The sequence below is a fragment of the Streptomyces sp. NBC_00316 genome, from assembly GCF_036158715.1.
Classification (GTDB): Bacteria; Actinomycetota; Actinomycetes; order Streptomycetales; family Streptomycetaceae; genus Streptomyces.
Genome location: NZ_CP108023.1, coordinates 7,777,393 through 7,797,215, shown reverse-complemented (window position 1 = coordinate 7,797,215; position 19,823 = coordinate 7,777,393). Strand labels below are relative to the sequence as shown.

The window sequence follows — 19,823 nt, the reverse complement described above, 5'->3', positions numbered from 1 at the left end:
TCGTCACATACCTTCCCGGGTGGACCGCATGTTCCCGAAACCGCTGAAGCGGACCAGGATCAGCGACAAGGCGGTGGCCACCACGACCAGGGCCGTGGCGATCGCCGCGGCATAGCCGAGGTCGTAGGTCTGGAAGCCGGTCCGGTACATCAGGTAAGGCAGGACCGTGGTGTCCGTGCCGGGACCGCCCTTGGTCATGATCAGCACGGTGTCGAAGTACGTCAGCGAGCCGACGATCATCAGAACCGACGAGGTCGTAATGGTGTGGCGCAGCTGCGGCAGCGTGATGTGGAAGAACTGCCGGAACATGCCGGCGCCATCGATCTCGGCCGCCTGGTAGAGCACCTCGGGGATCTGCCGGGCGCCGCCCTGGTAGATCAGGGTGTGGAACGGCATGAACTGCCAGCCGCCGACGAACGCCACGGTGAGCAGGGCGCCGGTGGACGATCCCATGATGTTCGGGTCGATCCCGAACCAGGGTCCAATCGTCGTGATCACACCGAAGTTGGGGTCCAGCAGGGCGTGGAAGAGCATGGCGATGGCGGTGGTCGAGAGCAGCAGCGGGACGAAGAAGACCGCGGAGAGCACGGCCCTGCTGCGCTGCCGGCCCGCCGCCCAGACACCGAGGAGCAGTGCCACAGGGGTCTGGAAGGCCCAGCTGATGGTGGTCAGCAGAAGGCTCAGCCAGGCAGCCTGGCGGAATTCCGGATCCTTGAACAGCCGGGTCCAGTTGTCCAGGCCTGCCGGGGTCGGGGAGTTCAGCCCGTCCCACCGGCAGAAGGAGAGATAGACGGCGATCGCCAGCGGGACGATCGCGAAGACGGCGAAGAAGAGGATGCCGGGCAGAGCCCAGCTGACCGGAGGACGGCCGACGTTTCCGACGGCCGTCTTCCTGCCCCCACGCGTCTTCACGTGCGGAGTGTGGTGGGACATGCTTACTTGACGGCCTTCATCGCTGCGACGAACTGCTCAGGGGTGGACTTGCCGGCGAACAGCTTGCTGAGCTCGGTGAGCAGCGGGGTGGCGTACTGGGACTCCAGCGCCTGGTCCCACGAGAGCGTGAAGCTGGGCGCCTTCTGGACCAGGCTGTACTGGTCGTTGGCGAACTGCGGGTTGGGCGACGTGCTGAGCATCGAGGCCGCGTTGGAGGTCGTGGGGATGTCCCCGTTGTCGACCAGGGCCTTGGCGTACTCCTGCGAGGCCATCGTCTTCAGGAACGCGATCGCGGCGTCCTTGTGCTTGGTGCGCGCGTTGATCGACCAGTAGTTGGTCGGGTTGCCCACCACGTCCGCCGCGTCGCCGACGCCGCCGGCCACGGTCGGGAAGGCGGTCCAGCCGAGGTCCTTCTTGGCGAACTCGGGCGCCTTGCCCAGCTGCGTGGAGTACTCCCACGAGCCCATGAGGTGCATGGCGGCCTTGCCCTTGTTGAGGAGCGTGGGCGCGCCGCCGTTGCCGTAGTCGACCGAGTTGAAGTTCTTGCCGAAGGCACCCTGGTCGACGAGCTGCTTGACGGTCTGGGCCGCCTTCAGCACCGCCGGGTCGCCCCAGCCGGAGGTGTCGCCGTTCTGGATCTTCTGGAAGACCTCGGGTCCGCCGATCCGGTCGAGCAGGTACTCCATCCACATCAGCTCGGGCCACTTGTCGGCGCCGCCGAGAGCGAAGGGGGTTATGCCCTTGGCCTTGAAGGTGGTGATGGCGTTCTGCAGGTCGTCCCAGGTCTTGGGGGCCTCGAGGTTGTTCTCGGCGAAGAGCGACTTGTTGTAGAAGAGCATCACGGGCTGCATGCCGCGCATGGGCACCCCGTAGATCTTCCCGTCGAGGCTGCCCGCCGTCATGATCGACGGAAGGAACCCGTCCTTGAGCGTGGCGTCGCTGTTCACGGTCGAGGTGAGGTCGACGAGCTGCTTGGCGTCGACGTACGGCTTGATCGAGCCGCCACCCCAGTTGAAGAAGACGTCCGGGGCGCTGGGCGATCCCATCGCACTTCGGAGCTTGTTCACGTAGTCGGTACCGGGCACCGAGACCAGCTTGACCTTGACCTTCGAGGTCTTGTTGAACTTCGTGACCGCGGCCTGCTGAACCTTGACCGCGTCATCGCCGTAGACGTAGGCGGTGATGGTCCCACCGTCGCTACCGCTGCCCTCGCTCGTACCGCAACCCGCCAGCAGACCGGCCATTACCATGGCCGCACCCGTTGCGGTCCATCTCGCCGTACGTGTGCCCTGAGTGAAAATGCCCGACCGCATGAACCGCACCTCTGTCGAATGTTTCGGGGTGGCTTTCGAATGTTGCCGGAACCGTACGATCGCGTTTCGGGCACGTCAAGAGGGTAAGCGGAGGTATTTCCAAACCCTTACCCCTTCCCCGTTCGGGCTCGCGGGAAGCTAGGATTCCCCGCATGAGCCCTGCAAAGGTCCAGTCCCCTCAGGAGAAGGCGCCCGCCGGCGAGCCGTCGGAGAGCACCGCCACGCTGGCCGAAATCGCGCGCGCAGCCGGAGTTTCGGCTCCGACAGTTTCGAAAGTGCTGAACGGCCGCGCCGACGTCGCGCCCAGTACGCGCACCCGCGTGGAGGAGCTGCTGCTTCTTCACGGCTACCGCCGCAGGCGGGGTTCCACGGCACAGTCGCAGCTGATCGATCTGGTCTTCCACGAGCTCGACAGCGGCTGGGCCATGGAGGTCGTCCGGGGCGTCGAGAACGTCGCCCGGGAAGAGGGCCTGAGCCTGGTGCTCTCCGAGAGCGCCGGCCGGTTGTCCCCCGGCCAGACCTGGGTGGACGGCGTGCTGGCCCGTCGGCCGGTCGGCGTGATCCTGGTGCTGTCGGATCTGACCGCGGCCCAGCGCGCCCAGTTGACCAGCCGCAACATCCCGTTCGCGGTCGTCGATCCGGCCGGCGACCCGGGCGACGACGTGGCGTCGGTCGGGACGACGAACTGGCAGGGCGGACTGGCGGCCACCCGCCATCTGACCGGCCTCGGGCACCGGCGGATCGGCGTCATCAGCGGCCCGTCGCGGATGATGTGCAGTCGGGCCCGGGTCGACGGCTACCGGGCGGCGATGGAGACCGCGGGGCTCCCCATCGATCCCGACCTGGTCAGGGAGGGCGAGTTCTCCCACGAGGACGGATACAGGGCGGGTCTGGAACTGCTCCGGCTCCCCGAGCCGCCCACCGCCGTGTTCGCCGGCAACGACCTGCAGGCGCTCGGCGTCTACGAGGCCGCGCGCGAGCTGGGTCTGCGCATCCCGGAGGACCTCAGCGTCGTCGGCTTCGACGACCTGCCGCTCACGCGATGGATCGGACCGCCGCTCACCACCGTGCGCCAGCCCCTCATCGAGATGGCCGAGACCGCCGCCCGGCTGGTCCTCGACATGAGCCGGGGCCGGCAGCCCGCGACCACCAGCGTCGACCTCGCCACCAACCTCGTGGTCCGCAGCAGCACCGCGGCTCCCCGCCGCTGACGCCCTGCCCGACCTGCGGCCGGACGCCCAGCAGTTTCACGACAGCGGCGAGCGGTCGTCCGGGGCGGGCAGCAGGTCGTGGCCGGTGCGGACGGCTACGGCCCGGTAGGGCGCAGCGGAGCGCCCGCCGACCGGGGCACAGCAACGAACCCGCCCCGGGGAGCCGCTCCGCCCGTTGCCCGTGCCAGCGATACGCATTCAAATTTTTGTACGGACATAGCTGATAAAAAGGAGCTATGGGCCGCTTTGGCAGATATATGGCAAGGCTCTGGCCATCGCGCTCCGGACGCTCCCACACCTTGCTCGGCGTGCACACCGTGGCCGGGCAGGTGCTCCTGCTGGAGCTGGCGCTCGTGGTTCTGCTCGTCGCCGCGGCGGCGGTCTCACTCGTCGTGCAGGGCCGGCGAGCCGCCGTTCAGGAAGCCCGAAGCCGTTCGTACGCCGTAGCCGATACGTTCGCTCACTCCCCGGGCATTGTGGCGGCGCTGGACAGCCGAGATCCCACCGCGGTGCTCCAGCCGCGTGCGGAAGCGGTCCGGAAAAGCACCCGCGTCGAGTACGTCGTCGTGGCCAGCACACGCGGTTTCCGCTACACCCACCCCGATCCCGCGCTGACAGGCAAGCACATCCTCGGCCCGTACAAGGAGGCACTTCTCGGGCACGGATTCACCGAGACCTTCAAGGGGAGCCGGGGACCGGCCGTGAACTCGGTGGTGCCGGTACCCAGGGCCGACGGCTCGGCCGCCGGCCTGGTGTCCGTAGGCATCACGGTCACCAACGTGAACAAAATGGCCGACCGCGACCTGCCGGTGCTCTTCGGCGCCGCGGTGACCGCACTTGCCCTCACCTCCGGCGGAGCGGCGCTGGTCAGCCGGCGTCTGCGCCGGCAGACGCACGGCCTCGGCCCCGCCGAGATGACGCGACTGTACGAGCATCACGCCGCGGTGCTGCACTCCGTACCGCATCTGCGCTATGCGTCGACGACGGACGAGGGCGGCCGCGGCCTGTATCTCGTCGCCCAGTTCGCCGACCGCTGGGGAACCCGCTACACCGCGGAGGGCAAGGTCATCTGGGCGGAACAGACGCCGGGCGCGGGCCAGGCGTCGGCGTTCGAGTGGGCCGACGACGCCTTGGGGCTCTGAGCGCACCACCAGGAGCGCCGGAGGCCATGAGGCCCGGCAGTGCGCCCGCCACCCCCGTCCGACCTGCACAAACATCGTCTCCGCACCCCACTGTCAGTGGCCGGGTGCAGACTGGCCCCTGTCCGCGACAAAGGCGTTTCGGGAGGTGTCGGCCATGACCGACGTACTGCTCACTGTGGGGACTCGTAAGGGACTTTTCATCGGCCGCAGGCGTGATGGCGCCTGGGAGTTCGGCGACCCGCACTTCAACGCACAGGCGATCTACTCGATCGCCATCGACAGCCGCGGGACAGTCCCCCGGCTCCTGGTCGGCGGGGACAGTGCGCACTGGGGGCCATCGGTCTTCCACTCCGACGACCTGGGCGCGACATGGGTCGAGCCGAAACAACCTGCGGTCAAATTCCCGCAGTTCACCGGCGCCTCGCTGGAGCGGGTCTGGCAGCTGCACCCGGCCGGGCCGGAGGCCCCCGATGTCGTGTACGCGGGGACGGAGCCGGCTGCGTTGTTCCGCTCGGAGGACCGCGGGGAGTCGTTCGAGCTGGTGCGCCCTCTGTGGGAGCACCCGACGCGCTCGAAGTGGGTGCCGGGCGGGGGCGGCGAGGGACTCCACACGATCCTGACCGACCCGAGGGATGCGCGGGCCGTGACCGTCGCGGTCTCCACGGCCGGAGTGTTCCGCACCAAGGACGGCGGTGCGAGCTGGGACCCGTCGAACAAGGGGGTGTCGGCGGTCTTCCTGCCTGATCCGAACCCGGAGTTCGGCCAGTGCGTCCACAAGGTCGCCCGGGACGCCGCCGATCCGGACCGTCTCTATCTGCAGAATCACTGGGGTGTGTTCCGCAGCGACGACTCCGGGGACAACTGGACGGACATCGGCCAGGGGCTGCCGTCCGACTTCGGATTCGCCGCGGCCGCCCATCCGCGCCGGGCCGGGACCGCGTACGTCTTCCCGATCAATGCCGACGCCGACCGCGTCCCCGCCGAGCACCGCTGCCGGGTGTTCCGCACGAGCGACGCTGGCAGGACCTGGGAGCCGCTGTCGGCGGGACTGCCCGAGGAGATGCACTACGGCACGGTGCTGCGCGACGCGCTCTGCACCGACGACGCCGATCCGGCAGGGGTCTACTTCGGCAATCGCAACGGCGAGGTGTACGCGAGCGGGGACGACGGGGACAGCTGGGAGCAGCTCGCCTCGCATCTGCCGGATGTGCTGTGTGTCCGGGCGGCGACCATCGGCGGTTGATCACTGCGGTCGTACGAGCGGGCCGTGGCCGGGGTGCCGGCGCGGTGTGGTGCGGGAGATGCTGCCGACGGCGCTGGTGCATCCTGGGTCGTCGACGGCGGTGTCGGTGCGGGGTGACGAGCGCTGTCATTCGGTGGGTTCCGCGGTCCAGGCGATGGCCGGAGGTACGACCCGTGCACACAGGGGTGCCCCGCACGCGTCGGTCAGGCCGAGGCGTCCGACCAGCAGGCCGCCGCGTGCGGCGGCGTCGAGCACCTCGGAGGGGACCGCGTCGAGCATGAGCTTGGCGCGGCGGAACACCGTGAAGGCGCCCGACTCGTCGACCGTGCCCCACGACAGGTAGATGAACCGGCCCCCCGGACGGCCCTGGACGTACGGGCCTTTCACATCGGTTCCGGTCGGCGAGGCAACCGTGGTGCACTCCAGGATCCAGGTCGCGGACGCGGCGTCGCCCGGCTGCGGATCGAGAAGTTCCGCCGGGCGGTCGCGACGTTGCACGGCGACATGGACGTTGCCGCAGGTGGAGGTGTCACCGTCGGGCGCCACGGACGGGCAGCAGGTGAGGCCGGGCAGGTCGACGGCGTCGATACGGATACGCATACCGGTCAGCCCCCTGTCATTGTTCGCATCGCTGTGTCCCGGTCTGCGCCGCTCCGGAAACTCGTGCTTGATCGTACGAGCTTGACCGCACGAGGACCGTTCCCGACGAGGGCATCGCCACGTGACCGCGCAACGATTCGCATGGCCGGCCACGGTCTTGACACGTACCAGTGCCCGGTCTGCGCAGATGCCGACCGAGCAGCCGGACCGTGGCTAAGGGCTGTCCCGTAACCCCTGGCGGGCGCACGACGACAGCTACGGCACCTCGCCGCGTTGTCGGAACGCCCGTATACGCCCAGTATGCGGACGTCCCTCCGCCTTGCGATGCACCGCATCTGACGCCGCGCGCTGATCCACCAGGGATTACGGGACAGCCCTTAGTGTGCAGTTGCTGACAGAACGTCGTGAAAGGATCACACTATGGCCTCTCGACTCAACCCGTACATCAGCTTCGCCGGTGACGCCAGGCAAGCCATCGACTTCTACCAGGGCGTCTTCGGCGGCACCCTGAACGTCCACACATTCGGCCAGTTCGGCTCCGAGGCGCCCCCCGGGTACGCCGACAAGGTCATGCACGGCATGCTGGAGACCCCGAGTGGCTTCACCCTCATGTGCGCCGACACCCCGCCGGGCATGGAGCACAAGCCGGGCGACAACTTCGCCGTGAGCCTGAGCGGCGACGACGCCGACGAATTGCGTGGCTACTGGGAGAAGCTGTCCGCCGGCGGCAACGTGGCGGTGCCGCTGGAGAAGCAGATGTGGGGCGACGTGTTCGGCATGTGTACGGACAAGTTCGGCATCGGCTGGATGGTCAACATCAGCGAGGCCGGGGCCTGACGCGACCCGGCACCGTATCCCGTGAGGGGCCGCGGCACAGTGCCGTGGCCCCTCGGGTGCGGCGCTGCACGCCCACTGCTGTGTCCTACAGGCGACTGCCCCGGTGGCGTCGCGGTCGGTTCATGACAGAACGCTGCTGTCGACGCGTGAGGGGGATTCAGTGTTGCGGCGACATGCTGCGGCTTGCTTCCCTGGCCGCCTGCCGGCGCAGGAGATGTCTGCGGGTGCGGGACGCCGGGACCCGCACGGTGTACCCGTCACGGGGCCATGACCAGTGCCTTCGTCCACACGTCGCCGGCGAGGGCCAGCACGGCCAGGTCGTCGCGGGTGCGGTCGGTGTACTCGGCCAGGTCCTGCGCGAGGTGGGCGACGACCTCGGCCGGCGTCGGCTCCGCCGCACCGCCGAAACGCTCGGCCAGCCGCTCGCGAATCGGGTAGAAGACCCCGTTGTCATCGCGCGCCTCACTGGCACCGTCGGTGTGGAGCAGCAGCACCTCACCGGGCCGCAGCGGGCAGCTGACCGGCTCCGCGTCGGCCTCGGCGCCGGCCAGATTACCCAGTCCCAGCGGCAGCTCGGCGGAAGTGGGCAGGGCACGGACGCCCTCGGCGGAGATCAACAGCGGGTCCAGATGTCCGCGGTTGAGCAGCGTGATGGCAACGGCCCCCGGGTCGTACTCGACCAGGGTGGCGGTGACGAACAGTTCACCGTCGCCGTCGGCCTCCGACTCACGCTGCAGCCGGCGGTCCAGCCGGGCGGCGAGCTCGGTGAGGTCCTGGACCTCGTGCGCGGTCTCCCGGAAGGTGCCCAGCACGGCAGCCACCGTCTGTACCGAGGCCAGCCCCTTGCCCCGGACGTCTCCGATGATCGCCCGGTAGCCGAAGGGGGTCTCGGCCACGTCGTAGAGATCGCCGCTGATCAGGGTGTCGGCGTCGGCAGGACGGTAGAGCGCGGCCGCAGTGAGCGGACCGAGCCGCTCCGGGAGCGGCTTGAGCAGGGCGTTCTGCAAGGCCTCGGCCACCGTGCGGGCGCGCACCAGGTCCCGGTTCTGCCTCAGCCGCTGGCGGGCGAGCACCATGCTCACCGTGCCGACCAGGGCGGTGACGGCATAGGCGGTGACATGGTGCTGCTCGAACTGGTGCCCGACGCGCCAGGCCACTCCGATCTCGAGCAGGATCGCCAGAACGGTGAATGCGGCGGTGGCGGCCACGCCCATGGAGAAAGCGGCGAACGCGGGGAGCGCTATGAACAGGAAGCCGGCGGCCACATGGCTCGACATGGTGGTGTCCAGGCCCAGGTCGACGAGGATCAGGGCAGCCGGCAGCAGCCGCACCCACGCCGCCGGCAACGGGGCGCCCACCCGTCCGGCAGAGGACGTATCGGTGGAACGGCGCGGCCGGCCGAGCGTCCGCGGGCGCGAAAAGCTGATCGGCAGAGTCATCGGTCCAGTCCGTTCAGGAGGGGAGGGTGCGAAGTGCGCTGTACGGCGCGTCCTCACGCTGCGCCGCACAGACGGGTCCGGGTCCTCGCGGCGGCCGGCGCGGTGGACCGGCCCCCTGCGGTCGTCCGGGGTTCGGACAGGACGCGGAACCAGAGCCACTTGCCTGCGCGGCAGCGCACATGACCCCAGGCGTCGCTGAGGGCGTCGATCAGAACCAGGCCCCGGCCGGACTCGGCCGGCTCCGCACCCTCCGCCTCCGTGAACTGGGCAGGGGTGGGGATGCACGGGTCGGTGTCGAAAACTCCGCAGAAGATCTCACCGGAGACCTCGTCGACCGCAGCCACCACCCGGACGTGACCACTGCAGGTGTGCTCGACGGCATTGGCCACGGCCTCGGAGAGCAGCAGCAGAACGCGGTCGGCCGCCTCGATGTCGTGCTCCACGAGCACTCCCACCGCGTGGCGGGCCCGGGCTGCGGAGCGCGGGTGCGACGGCAGGGTGAGCTCGGCAAGCAGGGCATGGGTGGAGGTGGTCATGCGGCACTCCTGAGTCGGGGCCGCGGGCGGCTGCGGCTGAGGGGACCTGGGGCCCTCGCGGGTGAGTCGCCGGAGTCCGGCAGTTCCCGCTCGGTCCCTCCACCGTAGAAAAGAAGGCGCCCCCGAAGGCTCAGCCTTTCGGTCACGGTCGACCGGCCGAAAGTACGAGGTGTACTCGTCCCATCCCCATCCACACGGACGTCACGCCCACGTACTCCCCGGACGGGCAGGACGAGACCCGCCTCCGAGATCGTCCGGGTGAGCCACCCGGACGATCTCCGCATGCGATGCCTCCGCGGGGTGCCCGGCCGGGCCCTCGTGCCGTCTGTCGGGCGGATGCCGGCCCGCAGTCCTGGGCCTCCTCCGGTACCCCTTCCGCCCCGCTCAGCCCCAGATGCGCTCGGCGTAGTCGGCGAAGTTGCGGCCGAGGATCTTCTCGATCCGCTCGGAGCCGTAGCCCCGCTTCTCCAGCAGCCGTATCAGCTCGCGGAACTGATCCACGCCGCGCAGGTCGACCACGAAGGGGTACGTGTCGGCGCGCTCACCGGCGGCGCCGACGCCGGCGGCCTGTCGCCGGGCGACGTGCTCGGCGAGCCGGGCCCGGTAGGCGTCCAGGTCGTCGATGCCGGTCACCGGTCCGTCGGTGCCGATGCCGACGGCGTCCTCGCCGCAGACGTTCACCGCATGATCGATGTGCTCGACCACGTCGGCGGCGGTGGCGTGGCCGGTGGGGCTGAGGAACGGCATGAAGTAGATGCCGACGAAGCCGCCGCGCGAGGCGACCAGCCGGAGCTCCTCGTCCGTCTTGTTGCGCGGCAGGTCCGTGAGGGCACGGCACCCCGTGTGGTTGACCGACACCGGTCGGGTGGAGATCCGGGCCGCCTCCAGGCAGGTGTTCTCGCCGCTGTGCGACAGGTCGACCATCATCCGGCTCTCGTTGACGGCCTCGACCACCTCGCGGCCGAACGGGGTCAGGCCGCGGTTCTCCTTGGCCATGGATCCGTTGCCCAGGTGGTTGGCCTGGTTGTACGTCAACTGGAAGACGCGGACTCCGAGTTCCTGGAAGGTGGCGATCCGGCTGAGGTCGTCGCCGACGGCAACGCCGTTCTGGAAGCCGTAGATCACTCCGATCTTGCCCTCGGTCCTGGCCCGGTACAGGTCGGCGGCGGTGCGGACCCCCAGCAGGTCGTCGGAGTTGGCGCGGATCAGGCCGTCCCAGACCCTGATCTCATGCAAGGTGTGCTCATAGGGCGGCAGGTCACCCATCACATACCCGAGGGTGATGTTGACGGCGGTCACGCCGGAGGCATGGGCGTCGGCCAGCGCGCGGGCATCGATCGCCAGCTCGTCGATGGACTGGATGAGTTGGCCGGCACCCTCGGCCGCTTCAGGGGCATTGGGATTCTCCAGCCCGCCCAGGGCGTTGATGATGAGCATGTCGCGGGGTGCGGCGGTCATCGGCCCGTACGTCCTTCCGGCGAGTCCTGCGTGTCATCGTTCGGCGTGAAGTCGGCGCGGTCGAGGCGCAGTCCGCGCTTGACCACGCAGGAGATGCTGCGAAGGTTCCGGATGTCGGCCAGTGGGTTCTGCTGCAGCACCACGAAGTTGGCGAGCTTGCCCTCGGCGACGGTGCCCATGACGTCCTCGGTCCCCATGCTGAGCGCGCCGACCAGGGTGGCCGAGCGAATGGCCTGCACGGCGGGGATGCCGCAGCGCTCGACCAGGAACACCAGCTCGTCGTGGAGCGATGGGTACGGCTGCCCGGGCTCGGTCTCGTAGTCGGTGCCGGCCGAGATATCGACGCCGGCCCGGAACGCCTGGCCGGTGAGCGCGGCCGACAGCTCGGCGTTCGCCCGGGCCTGCGCCTTCGCATCGGGGGTGTCGGCGTCGTCGGCCAGCCAGTCCCACAGCGAGTTGGTGGCGTCCAGGACGGTGCCGCGCTCACGCATACGCGCGAACAGCCCGGCCATCTCCTGGTCGTCGCCGGAGACGAAGCGGTCACGGTCGACCGGGGGCTTGTCCTTGTAGGTGGTCAGCGGACGGCCGGCGAACTCGTGGACGAGCAGGTGGACGTGGGAGACCGCGTCCACCCCGGCGTCCACCACCTCGCCGGGCGAGGCGGGGAAGACGGCCGCGTGGGCCCACACGCCAAGGCCCTGCCGGTGTGCCTCGGTGGTGATCGCCGCAACGGTGGCGGCCGGCAGGTCGGCGTAGATCTTGACGGCGGTGGCGTGGGTGCCGCGCGCCAGGGCGATCGCCAGCGGCAGGTCGGTGGCGTCGGTGACGGCCTGCATCCACGGGACCGCACCGGGCACCGCCCCCTGCGAGACCTGCCAGGTGCGCGGGTCGTCGAAGAAGCCGGGTCCGGCGGTCAGCGCGGCGTAGTGGATGTCGGGTCCGGGGATCTCCCCGACCAGGGTGGCGCGGGCCAGGTCGGCGACCTGACGCAGGTCGTCGGCCATGTCGCGGATCGCGGTCACTCCGCCGTAGACCTGGCGGCGCAGTGCCGCCTCGGCCACCGGGCGGTTCGGCGGGGTGGCGATGTGCTGATGCGAGTCGATCAGGCCGGGAACGACGAACGCACCCCGGAGGTCGACGATCTGCGCCTCGGCGAGGAGCGCGGCGGATATCTCGCCGTCCGGCGCGACCGCCCGGATGTGCGCGCCGTCCACGACGACCGAGGTGGACGGGCGGGCGGGGCCGCCGGTGCCGTCGATCAGGGTCACGCCCCGGTACACCACCACGGTGCCCTCCGCCGGGGCGGCGAAGGGGGCCGGAGCGCCGACATCCTCGTGAGCCATCGGTTACGCCTCTCCGTCGTTGCGGGCATCAGCTGTGGTATTACAACTGTTGTAATAATGATTCCGCCAGTGGGAACGTACGCTACCGTCCGGGTATGCCGGCGAGAAGAGGAGAGGGGTGGTCCGGAGTGCCGAGGTCCTCCAGTTCGGCCGTCGACAAGGCGCTTGACCTGGTGGAGGCCGTCTCACGGTCCGACCGCCCCCTGCGGCTGAGCGAGATCGCCGAGACCGTCGGACTGCACCGTCCGACCGCCTACCGCGTGCTCGCCGACCTCGTCCGGCGCGGCTGGGTGCTGCGCACCGGCGACCACTATCTGCCGGGTGCGGCCGTGCTGCGGCTGTCGCGCACGGCGTCCGCCCACTCGCTTGCCGCACTGTCCCGCCCGGCCATGGAGGCGCTGGCGGCGCACACCGGGATGATGGTCAACCTCCAGGTGCTGGAGCACGACCGCTCACGGGTGGTGGACGCAGTCCGCCCCTCCCGGCTGGAGATGATCAGCCTGCTCAGTGACGAGGCTCTGCCCGTGCACCGTTTCGCCGGTCCGCTGGCCCTGGTCGCCGCGCTGCCTCCGGAGGCCCGCGGCCCCTACCTGCGGCCTGCCGAGGACGACGGCCACCCGATGACCGGCCCGCACGGCCTGCTCGCCGACCTGGCGCGGGTGGAACGGACCGGCTTCGCGGTTGAGCGCGGACGCAGCGAAGCCCTGGTCGCCTCCGTCAGCCGCGCGGTCGTACCCGAGCCGGGACAGCCGCTGTGCGCGCTGACGGTGGTCGGACCGGCCGCCGAATTCCAGGAGCCCCTGCTGGCCGAGTTGCGCAACGCCCTGCTGATCGCCACGGCCGAACTGTCCGAGGCGCTGGGGGTGGCGGCCGGGCCGGCCGGTTCCGTGCCCGCCGCCGTCTCCGCCGACGCGCGGGCGGAGGAGCTGCAGTGAGCGGGGTGCTGGTACTGGACGCGGCGCAGACCCGTGCCTCCCTCGACCCGGAGCGGCTGGCCGAGGCTCTCACCGTCGCCCTGGTCGCGATCGCCCGCGGAACGGCCTCCGCCCCTCCGCGGGTCGCCGCGCAGGCTCCGGCCGGGCTGCTCGGGGTGATGCCCGCCCATGTCCCCGGCCTCGGTCTCGCCGCCAAGCTGGTCTCCGTGTTCGCCGACCCAGCGAACACGGGCCGCAGTTCCCATCGGGGAGTCGTCGCCCTGTTCGACGAGCAGGACGGCAGGCCTCTGGCCGTGATGGACGCGGAGTCCGTCACCGCCGTGCGCACCGCCGCCACCGCGACACTGGCCATGCGGGCGCTCGCACCGCCGGGGGCGGCCCGGATCGCCGTGCTGGGCACGGGAGTTCAGGCCACCGAGCAGCTCGGCCTGCTCGCACGGCAGGACCCCACGACCCCCGTGGTGGTCGGCGGCCGCGACCCCGGCCGGGCCAGGGCCCTCGCCGCCAGGCACCCGCAGGCCACCGCCGACAGCATCGAGGGCGCGGTGCGCGGCTCGGACGTCGTGCTCTGCTGCACCGGCGCGCGCGAGCCCGTGCTGTGCCGCGCCTGGCTGGCCGAGGGTGCCCATGTCGGTTCGGTCGGAGGCTCCCACGGACCGGAGCTGGACCCGGAGACCGTCCGGGACGGATCGCTCTTCGTGGAGTGGACCGGCGCGGTCACCTCGCCACCACCCGCCGGGGCGCACGAACTCCAGGGCCGCCCGCCCGAGCGAGCCACGATGCTGGGCACGATCCTCGACGGCAGCCACCCGGGCCGCCGCCATCCCGGCGAACTGACGGTCTTCAAGTCCACCGGTCATGCCGCACTGGACGTCGCCGCGGCCGCAGTGGTCTACGCGTCCGCCCGCGAGCAGCACCTCGGTACACACCTGGCGCTGTGAGGGCCCGTCCGGGGCTTCGGGGCATCCCCATGTGCGTCCGGCGGACCATGTCGGGTCCAGCGGCGGCAGGGTGTGGTCGCGCGCGGTGGGAGAACCGGGCGACTTGTGTGCCTGCACCCAACGCGACGGAGTCCGGACTGTCTCCGCAACACAGCGGGAGACCCCCGGTGAGTGAATTCGGGATAACCGCTGCATGGACCGCACACACGTCAGCGGGTTTCACGCGTCAAAGGCGCAGAGGACCTTGACACGACCCATCCCTCACTTGCACCCGCGCCCCGGCAGGCGGCGATGTCGAGGGCAGCCGCCAGCTCCCGGAGCGTACGATCGTACGCATGTCGACGGATTACTTTGCGGACGACCCGCGCACCAACCTGGAACGCATGCTCGCAGGCGACCTCTACATCGCGGACGACCCCGAGATCGCCCGCAGGCAGCGGCGCGCCATGCAACTCGCCGCCCGCTATCAGACCGCCTTTCCCGAGGACCCCGTCAAGGCCCGGGCGATCCTTGAGGAATTGCTCGCCTCCATGGGCGAGGACATCGAGGTGCGGCCGCCGCTGTGGGTCGACTACGGCAGCAACATCACCATCGGAGCCCGTACCTTCGTCAACTACAACCTGACCGCACTGGACGTCGCCCGGATCACCATTGGCGAGGACTGCCAGATCGGCCCCAACGTCCAACTCCTCACCCCCACCCATCCGCTGGAGCCGCAGCCCCGGCGCGACAAGCTCGAAGCCGCACTCCCCATCACCATCGGGGACAACGTCTGGCTCGGCGGAGGCGTCATCGTCTGCCCCGGTGTGACCATCGGCGACAACAGCGTGGTCGGCGCCGGCGCGGTCGTCACCAAGGACATCCCCGCGAACGTCGTCGCCGTCGGCAACCCCGCCCGGCCGATCCGCAACCTCTGAGGCCCGTCACCGATGGCCACCGGACACACGGATCCACAGCGTCGCGAACGCATCATCACCGCCACCCTCGACCACATCGCCGACGTAGGCGTCGCCGGGGTGTCCCACCGCAGGATCGCCGCCCGCGCCGAGGTGCCCCTCGGCTCGATGACCTACCACTTCACCGGCATCGACGACCTGCTTCGCGAAGCCTTCACCCGCTTCGCCGACCACATCGTGGCCGTCTTCGAGCAACACCTCGGCCGCGCCGACAGCCCCGAACTGGCACGTGAGGCCGTCACCGACCTCATCCACACGCTCTCCGCGGGGCCCCGACGCGACCTGATCCTCACCCAGGAGCTGTACACCCTCGCCGCCCGACGCCCGGAATACCGGGAGTTGACGCAGGCGTGGATGCGCCGCAGCCGGCAACTGCTGGAGCGGCACTTCGACCCGGACACGGCCTGCCAGCTCGACGCACTCATCGAGGGGCTCACTCTGCACCGAGCCCTGGACGACACGCCCCACGACCGAGACCTGACCAGCCGGGCGGTCACACGCATCACCACCACCGCCTGACAGCGGCCCTGAAACGGCCTGTGGGGGTGCGGACCTGACACCGCACCCCCACAGGCACGAGTCCGCGCTGCCCAGCATGTCCTGGGGGCACAGCAGTTGGCGAGCCGGGCCGAATTCCGCGCCCAGGGGACAGCCCTTCACGCCGCGCCCGCCCGCAACTGAAGAATTGACCATATGTTCGAATTCTTTGCCACGCGTGAAGCAAGATCAACCAATAGCGTGGCAAGCCGGACACCAGTCATCTCCCCCTACCAGGAGGCAGTCAGACCATGGCCGTGAAACCTGAAGGCGCGCCCTGCTGGGCCGACGCGATGTTCCCCGACCTGGAGGCCGCGAAGGCCTTCTACGGCGAACTGCTGGGCTGGACCTTCGGCGAGTCGTCGGAGGAGTACGGCAACTACACGCAGGCGTACTCGGGCGACAAGAATGTCGCCGCCCTCTCCCCGCAGATGCCCGGCTGGGAAGGCCCGCCGGCCTGGAGCGTCTACCTCGCTTCACCGGATGCCGACGCGACCGCCGCCAAGATCCGTGACAACGGCGGCGAGTTGATGATGGAGCCGATGTCCGTCGGCGAGTTCGGCAGGATGCTGCTGGCCAAGGACCCGAGCGGCGTCATCTTCGGCGTCTGGCAGCCGGGCACGCACAAGGGCTTCGAGAAGGAGGGCGAGGCCGGCGCGTTCTGCTGGGCCGAGGTCACCACACGCGATGTGGAGAAGGCCGACGACTTCTTCCCCGCCGTCTTCGGCTACGGCGTGAGGACCATGCAGGACGAGGCCGTCGACTTCAAGCTCTACGACCTCGACGACGACACCGTGCTCGGCCGGATGAAGATCACGAAGGACTGGCCGGCCGAGGTCCCGCCGTACGTCAACGTCTACTTCGCAGTCGACAGTTGCGACGACGCGATCGCCACCGTCACCAAGCACGGCGGCCAGGTGCACTTCGGCCCGCACGACAGTCCGTTCGGCCGCTTCGCGGCCGTCTCCGACCCGCAGGGCGCGACCTTCTCCGTGATCGACCTCAAGTCGACGAAGGGTGACATGCCAAAGATCATCTGAGTCACGAAGAACCGCCGTCCCCAACAGCTCGGGTCCGCGGCCGCTCGTCGGCCGCGGACCCGAGGGGCACCACCCGCACCAAGGAGCAACCCGCCCGGAGAACACGGACCATACCCACCGAACGCGGCTGTCCAGGAAGGACCTCGCGCACCGGCTGCACGTTCAGGAGCCGCCCGGCGGCCCGCTCAGGGCAGTCGCCAGTCCACCGGCTGGGCGCCCTGCCGGACCAGAAGGTCGTTGGCCCGGCTGAACGGACGCGAACCGAAGAACCCGCGGTCCGCCGACATCGGCGAGGGATGGGCCGACTCGATCGCCGGGTAGTCCTCGAGGAAGGGCCGCAGATTACGGGCGTCACGCCCCCACAGGATCGACACCAGGGGCTTGCCGCGCGCGGCCAGCGCACGGATCGCCTGCTCGGTCACTTCCTCCCAGCCCTTGCCACGATGGGCCCCGGGCTTGCGCGGTGCCGTCGTCAGCGCTCTGTTGAGCAGCAGCACGCCCTGCCGCGTCCAGGGCGTCAGATCACCGTTGGACGGGCGGGGCAGCCCCAGGTCCGTGTGCAGCTCCCGGAAAATGTTCTCCAGACTGCCCGGCAACTGACGTACGTCGGGCGCGACCGCGAAGCTGAGCCCGATGGCCATTCCGGGCGTCGGATAAGGGTCCTGACCGACGATCAGAACCCGCACCTCGTCAAAGGGCTGCTGGAAGGCGCGCAACACGTGTGCGCCGGCCGGTAGATAGGTGCGGCCGGCCGCGATCTCGGCACGCAGAAAATCCCCCATCGCAGCGATACGGCCGGCCACAGGGCTCAGCGCATCAGCCCACCCGGGCTCAACAAGTTCGTTCAACGGTCGTGCTGCCACGAAACATCACCCTACAGTCGTACACCGCGCACGCCCAGACCGGCCTGTGCAGTTCGGGCTCACCGGCAGGCACCGCCCTCCACCTGCCTCTTCAGCATTTTCCCTGTGTGCCGTTCGTGACGGGATGCACCGCATCCCACCGGCCCCCCTGCCCCACTTACCCGGCGGTCAGGATAGGCTGCGGTCGTCATTCTTCTTCTTCCTGGAGACGGTCCATGAGGTCGCGTAGGCACTCGCCGGAAAGCAGCGGTGCACCTTGCGCCCAGTGATCAAGCCACTCGACTGCCGTACCGACCGCGGGTTCTCCGGGGCACGGCCGGCCGGCCGGACCGAGAAACCACTGAACCGCCGTGGAGCGCACCCGGCCGACCGGCGGCTGCCGTGACCGCCGGCGCGGGGCGGTACGTCCTCGGAGTGGACTCGGGCGGTTCCGGGCTGCGGGTGGCGCTCGGCGCGATCGGAGCCCGGAAGCCGGTGGCCACGGCGGTCTGCGCCGAGCCGGTGCGTACTGGGCCGGCCGGGATCGATGCCGGACACCTGCTGGAACAACTGCTGCCCGCCGTCCGGGAGTTGCGGGAGCAGGCCGGTGAGCAGGAGCGGTCCGCCGATGGCGCACCCCTTGCCGCAGTGGCGATCGGTGCCGCCGGTATGGGGACGCTGGGGGACCAGCTGCGCGCAGAGCTTCCGGCCGCCTTGGAGAGCACGCTCGGGGTCCGGCTCCTGGCGCTGGCCGCCGACGGGGTGACGGCGTACGCCGGAGCGGTCGGACAGCGGCCGGGGGCGGTGGTGGCGGGTGGCACCGGCATGATCGCGCTGGGCACGGACCTGACGAGCTGGCGCCGGGCCGACGGCTGGGGTCATCTGCTGGGCGACAACGGCGGCGGTGCCTGGATCGGCCGGGCCGGTCTCGATGCGGCGATGCGCGCACACGACGGGCGGCGCGGTGGATCGGCCGCGCTGCTGGCCCGGCTGGAAGCGGTGTTCGGTCCGGCGTCCGACCTGCCCGGTCTGCTCTATCCGCGCACCGACCGGCCTGCGCTGCTGGCCTCGTTCGCCCCTGAGGTCGCCGCCTGCGCCGACGACGATCCGGTCGCCGCGTGCATCCTGCGGGACGCCGCCGGACATATCGCGGAGGCGGCCGCGGCGGTGTGCCCGCAGCGCGGCGCGGATGGCGAACCGTGCGAAGTGGCCCTGACGGGTGGCTTGTTCCGGATGGGCGACCCACTCCTCGTACCGCTGCGCGAAGAGCTCGCGCAACAGCTGCCGCAGGCACGGCCGGTCGCCGGATCGGGTGATCCGCTGGCCGGCGCGTTGCGCATCGCCGAGGCACTGGCCACCGGCGACCTGCGGCTGCCGACGCATCCGACGTTGCTGTACGTACCTGCCTGAGAGCCCGGGAAGGTGCGGCAGCAAGGACCGACAGAGCAGGGCAGTTGGCCGGAAAGTCATTGATCGGATAAAAGCGGACAGATAACGCCCGACTGGGCCCTCCCTGAACAGGGAGGTACCCAAAACCAGTAGCATGCGGCGCCATGAGCACCCCCACTGGGCCCGCTTCCGGCCTGCCTGTACGAATGCCGCGACCTCGCCAGTCCGGACGGCACCGCCGCCCGGAGCCCGTGGTCGCGCCTGAGGGCGCTGCCGCGCTCGTTCTCGCCGTTCCCGGTACCCCTTCGCCGGCCACCCGCAGCCTGGCCGAAGAAGTGATCAGCATTGCCCGTTCCGAGCTGCCCGGTCTCAATGCCCGGATCGGTTACCTCGACGGCGACGACGCCGAGTACCCCACGCTGGTCTCCGTTCTCGCGGACAGTGCCACCGAACGCGTCGCACGCTTCGAGCAGGCGAAGGCCGCGGGCCGCGAGGTCCCCGAGCCCGAGGGTCCGGCGGCGGTCGTGGTGCCGCTGCTCGCGGGACCGGACAGCGCCCTGATCCGGCGGATACGCCAGGCCGTCATGGACAGCCGCGCGCAGGTCGAGCTGACCGATGTGCTCGGCCCGCACCCCCTGCTCGCCGAGGCGCTGCACGTACGCCTCTCCGAGGCCGGTCTGGCCCGCGCCGACCGCGCCAGGCTGTTCACCGTGGCCACGGCCGCCGACGGCATCGTGCTGGCCACGGTGGGCGGCGAAGAGGCCGTGCAGGCCGCCGGGATCACCGGCATGCTGCTGGCGGCCCGGCTCGCTGTCCCGGTGATGGCCGCCGCCCTGGATGTCGAGGGCTCCGTCGCGTCGATCGCCGAGCAGCTGACGGGCTCCGGTTCGGTGCAGCTGGCCCTGGCGCCGTACCTGGTGGGCCCCGAGATCGCGGAGGGCCTGCTGGACGCCGCCGCGAAGGAAGCCGGCTGCCCGACGGCCGAGCCGCTCGGCGCGTACCCGGCGATCGGCAAGCTCGTGCTGTCGATGTACATGACGTCGCTGGGGATCGCCCCTGCCGCGCAGCAGGGGGCCCAGGCCCTCTGACCTGGCCGGAACAGAACAGCGGGGCCCGTACCGATTCGAC

19 protein-coding genes are annotated in these 19,823 nt (G+C 70.2%); 11 read left to right on the top strand and 8 right to left on the bottom strand.

Going from position 1 to position 19,823, the window contains the following annotated elements:
- Window positions 1–3 precede the first annotated feature (3 nt).
- Both OG878_RS34715 and OG878_RS34710 read right to left on the bottom strand, forming a co-directional pair.
- Window positions 4–933: a carbohydrate ABC transporter permease gene (locus tag OG878_RS34715; protein ID WP_328890430.1), complete on the bottom strand. Its 930-nt coding sequence runs from the start codon at window positions 931–933 to the stop codon at window positions 4–6.
- A gap of 2 nt (window positions 934–935) precedes the next feature.
- Complete coding sequence (locus OG878_RS34710; protein WP_328890429.1) at window positions 936–2,183, bottom strand: extracellular solute-binding protein; 1,248 nt, start codon at window positions 2,181–2,183, stop codon at window positions 936–938.
- A 215-nt stretch (window positions 2,184–2,398) separates the two neighbouring features.
- Between OG878_RS34710 and OG878_RS34705 the strand changes: the two genes are divergently transcribed.
- The 3 genes from OG878_RS34705 to OG878_RS34695 all read left to right on the top strand — a co-directional run bounded on the left by OG878_RS34705 (window position 2,399) and on the right by OG878_RS34695 (window position 5,842).
- Entirely contained in the window at window positions 2,399–3,457 is a 1,059-nt protein-coding gene (locus OG878_RS34705; protein WP_328890428.1) for a LacI family DNA-binding transcriptional regulator, read from the top strand.
- 308 nt (window positions 3,458–3,765) lie between these two features.
- Window positions 3,766–4,599 carry a hypothetical protein gene (locus tag OG878_RS34700; protein ID WP_328890427.1) on the top strand — a complete coding sequence of 278 codons (834 nt, stop codon included), beginning with the start codon at window positions 3,766–3,768 and terminating at the stop codon, window positions 4,597–4,599.
- A 154-nt stretch (window positions 4,600–4,753) separates the two neighbouring features.
- Complete coding sequence (locus tag OG878_RS34695; protein ID WP_328890426.1) at window positions 4,754–5,842, top strand: WD40/YVTN/BNR-like repeat-containing protein; 1,089 nt, start codon at window positions 4,754–4,756, stop codon at window positions 5,840–5,842.
- 126 nt (window positions 5,843–5,968) lie between these two features.
- Here the strand turns inward: OG878_RS34695 and OG878_RS34690 are convergent, their stop codons facing one another.
- Entirely contained in the window at window positions 5,969–6,442 is a 474-nt protein-coding gene (locus OG878_RS34690; protein WP_328890425.1) for a DUF5990 family protein, read from the bottom strand.
- A gap of 420 nt (window positions 6,443–6,862) precedes the next feature.
- Between OG878_RS34690 and OG878_RS34685 the strand changes: the two genes are divergently transcribed.
- Window positions 6,863–7,279, top strand: coding sequence for a VOC family protein (locus OG878_RS34685; RefSeq protein ID WP_328890424.1), 417 nt, complete (start codon window positions 6,863–6,865; stop codon window positions 7,277–7,279).
- A 257-nt stretch (window positions 7,280–7,536) separates the two neighbouring features.
- On the opposite strand, the gene OG878_RS34680 is transcribed toward OG878_RS34685, so the two are convergent.
- The 4 genes from OG878_RS34680 to OG878_RS34665 form a co-directional block, all read right to left on the bottom strand.
- Entirely contained in the window at window positions 7,537–8,718 is a 1,182-nt protein-coding gene (locus OG878_RS34680) for a PP2C family protein-serine/threonine phosphatase (RefSeq protein WP_328890423.1), read from the bottom strand.
- 53 nt (window positions 8,719–8,771) lie between these two features.
- Window positions 8,772–9,254 (bottom strand): ATP-binding protein, encoded by a 483-nt coding sequence (locus tag OG878_RS34675; RefSeq protein ID WP_328890422.1) that lies wholly within the window; start codon window positions 9,252–9,254, stop codon window positions 8,772–8,774.
- A gap of 384 nt (window positions 9,255–9,638) precedes the next feature.
- A complete protein-coding gene (locus OG878_RS34670; RefSeq protein ID WP_328890421.1) occupies window positions 9,639–10,712 on the bottom strand; it encodes a dipeptidase in 1,074 nt (357 codons plus the stop codon).
- Window positions 10,709–12,055, bottom strand: coding sequence for an amidohydrolase family protein (locus tag OG878_RS34665; protein WP_328890420.1), 1,347 nt, complete (start codon window positions 12,053–12,055; stop codon window positions 10,709–10,711). The genes OG878_RS34670 and OG878_RS34665 overlap by 4 nt, the downstream gene beginning before the upstream one ends.
- 128 nt (window positions 12,056–12,183) lie before the next feature.
- On the opposite strand from OG878_RS34665, the gene OG878_RS34660 reads away from it, so the two are divergent.
- The 5 genes from OG878_RS34660 to OG878_RS34640 all read left to right on the top strand — a co-directional run bounded on the left by OG878_RS34660 (window position 12,184) and on the right by OG878_RS34640 (window position 16,464).
- A complete protein-coding gene (locus tag OG878_RS34660; protein WP_328890419.1) occupies window positions 12,184–12,990 on the top strand; it encodes an IclR family transcriptional regulator in 807 nt (268 codons plus the stop codon).
- On the top strand, window positions 12,987–13,931 hold the full coding sequence (locus OG878_RS34655; protein ID WP_328890418.1) for an ornithine cyclodeaminase family protein: 945 nt from the start codon (window positions 12,987–12,989) through the stop codon (window positions 13,929–13,931). The genes OG878_RS34660 and OG878_RS34655 overlap by 4 nt, the downstream gene beginning before the upstream one ends.
- A gap of 335 nt (window positions 13,932–14,266) precedes the next feature.
- Window positions 14,267–14,848: a sugar O-acetyltransferase gene (locus tag OG878_RS34650; protein WP_328890417.1), complete on the top strand. Its 582-nt coding sequence runs from the start codon at window positions 14,267–14,269 to the stop codon at window positions 14,846–14,848.
- A gap of 12 nt (window positions 14,849–14,860) precedes the next feature.
- Complete coding sequence (locus OG878_RS34645; protein WP_328890416.1) at window positions 14,861–15,406, top strand: TetR/AcrR family transcriptional regulator; 546 nt, start codon at window positions 14,861–14,863, stop codon at window positions 15,404–15,406.
- Window positions 15,407–15,675: 269 nt separating this feature from the next.
- On the top strand, window positions 15,676–16,464 hold the full coding sequence (locus tag OG878_RS34640; protein WP_328890415.1) for a VOC family protein: 789 nt from the start codon (window positions 15,676–15,678) through the stop codon (window positions 16,462–16,464).
- A 185-nt stretch (window positions 16,465–16,649) separates the two neighbouring features.
- On the opposite strand, the gene OG878_RS34635 is transcribed toward OG878_RS34640, so the two are convergent.
- Window positions 16,650–17,327 carry a uracil-DNA glycosylase gene (locus OG878_RS34635; protein ID WP_277324737.1) on the bottom strand — a complete coding sequence of 226 codons (678 nt, stop codon included), beginning with the start codon at window positions 17,325–17,327 and terminating at the stop codon, window positions 16,650–16,652.
- Between the two features lie 381 nt (window positions 17,328–17,708).
- On the opposite strand from OG878_RS34635, the gene OG878_RS34630 reads away from it, so the two are divergent.
- Both OG878_RS34630 and OG878_RS34625 read left to right on the top strand, forming a co-directional pair.
- Window positions 17,709–18,716 carry an N-acetylglucosamine kinase gene (locus OG878_RS34630; RefSeq protein ID WP_328890414.1) on the top strand — a complete coding sequence of 336 codons (1,008 nt, stop codon included), beginning with the start codon at window positions 17,709–17,711 and terminating at the stop codon, window positions 18,714–18,716.
- A 143-nt stretch (window positions 18,717–18,859) separates the two neighbouring features.
- The gene (locus OG878_RS34625) at window positions 18,860–19,783 is read left to right on the top strand and encodes a sirohydrochlorin chelatase (protein ID WP_328890413.1); all 924 of its coding nucleotides are present in this window, start codon (window positions 18,860–18,862) and stop codon (window positions 19,781–19,783) included.
- Window positions 19,784–19,823: the final 40 nt, after the last annotated feature.

What these genes read in the sequence shown, in the direction of transcription:
- OG878_RS34710 (WP_328890429.1), bottom strand. Translation starts at nt 2,183, where the DNA reads ATGGTAATGGCCGGTCTGCTGGCGGGTTGCGGTACGAGCGAGGGCAGC.
- OG878_RS34715 (WP_328890430.1), bottom strand. Translation starts at nt 933, where the DNA reads ATGTCCCACCACACTCCGCACGTGAAGACGCGTGGGGGCAGGAAGACG.
- OG878_RS34665 (WP_328890420.1), bottom strand. Translation starts at nt 12,055, where the DNA reads ATGGCTCACGAGGATGTCGGCGCTCCGGCCCCCTTCGCCGCCCCGGCG.
- OG878_RS34650 (WP_328890417.1), top strand. Translation starts at nt 14,267, where the DNA reads ATGTCGACGGATTACTTTGCGGACGACCCGCGCACCAACCTGGAACGC.
- OG878_RS34690 (WP_328890425.1), bottom strand. Translation starts at nt 6,442, where the DNA reads ATGCGTATCCGTATCGACGCCGTCGACCTGCCCGGCCTCACCTGCTGC.
- OG878_RS34695 (WP_328890426.1), top strand. Translation starts at nt 4,754, where the DNA reads ATGACCGACGTACTGCTCACTGTGGGGACTCGTAAGGGACTTTTCATC.
- OG878_RS34640 (WP_328890415.1), top strand. Translation starts at nt 15,676, where the DNA reads ATGGCCGTGAAACCTGAAGGCGCGCCCTGCTGGGCCGACGCGATGTTC.
- OG878_RS34705 (WP_328890428.1), top strand. Translation starts at nt 2,399, where the DNA reads ATGAGCCCTGCAAAGGTCCAGTCCCCTCAGGAGAAGGCGCCCGCCGGC.
- OG878_RS34625 (WP_328890413.1), top strand. Translation starts at nt 18,860, where the DNA reads ATGAGCACCCCCACTGGGCCCGCTTCCGGCCTGCCTGTACGAATGCCG.
- OG878_RS34685 (WP_328890424.1), top strand. Translation starts at nt 6,863, where the DNA reads ATGGCCTCTCGACTCAACCCGTACATCAGCTTCGCCGGTGACGCCAGG.
- OG878_RS34670 (WP_328890421.1), bottom strand. Translation starts at nt 10,712, where the DNA reads ATGACCGCCGCACCCCGCGACATGCTCATCATCAACGCCCTGGGCGGG.
- OG878_RS34675 (WP_328890422.1), bottom strand. Translation starts at nt 9,254, where the DNA reads ATGACCACCTCCACCCATGCCCTGCTTGCCGAGCTCACCCTGCCGTCG.
- OG878_RS34680 (WP_328890423.1), bottom strand. Translation starts at nt 8,718, where the DNA reads ATGACTCTGCCGATCAGCTTTTCGCGCCCGCGGACGCTCGGCCGGCCG.
- OG878_RS34645 (WP_328890416.1), top strand. Translation starts at nt 14,861, where the DNA reads ATGGCCACCGGACACACGGATCCACAGCGTCGCGAACGCATCATCACC.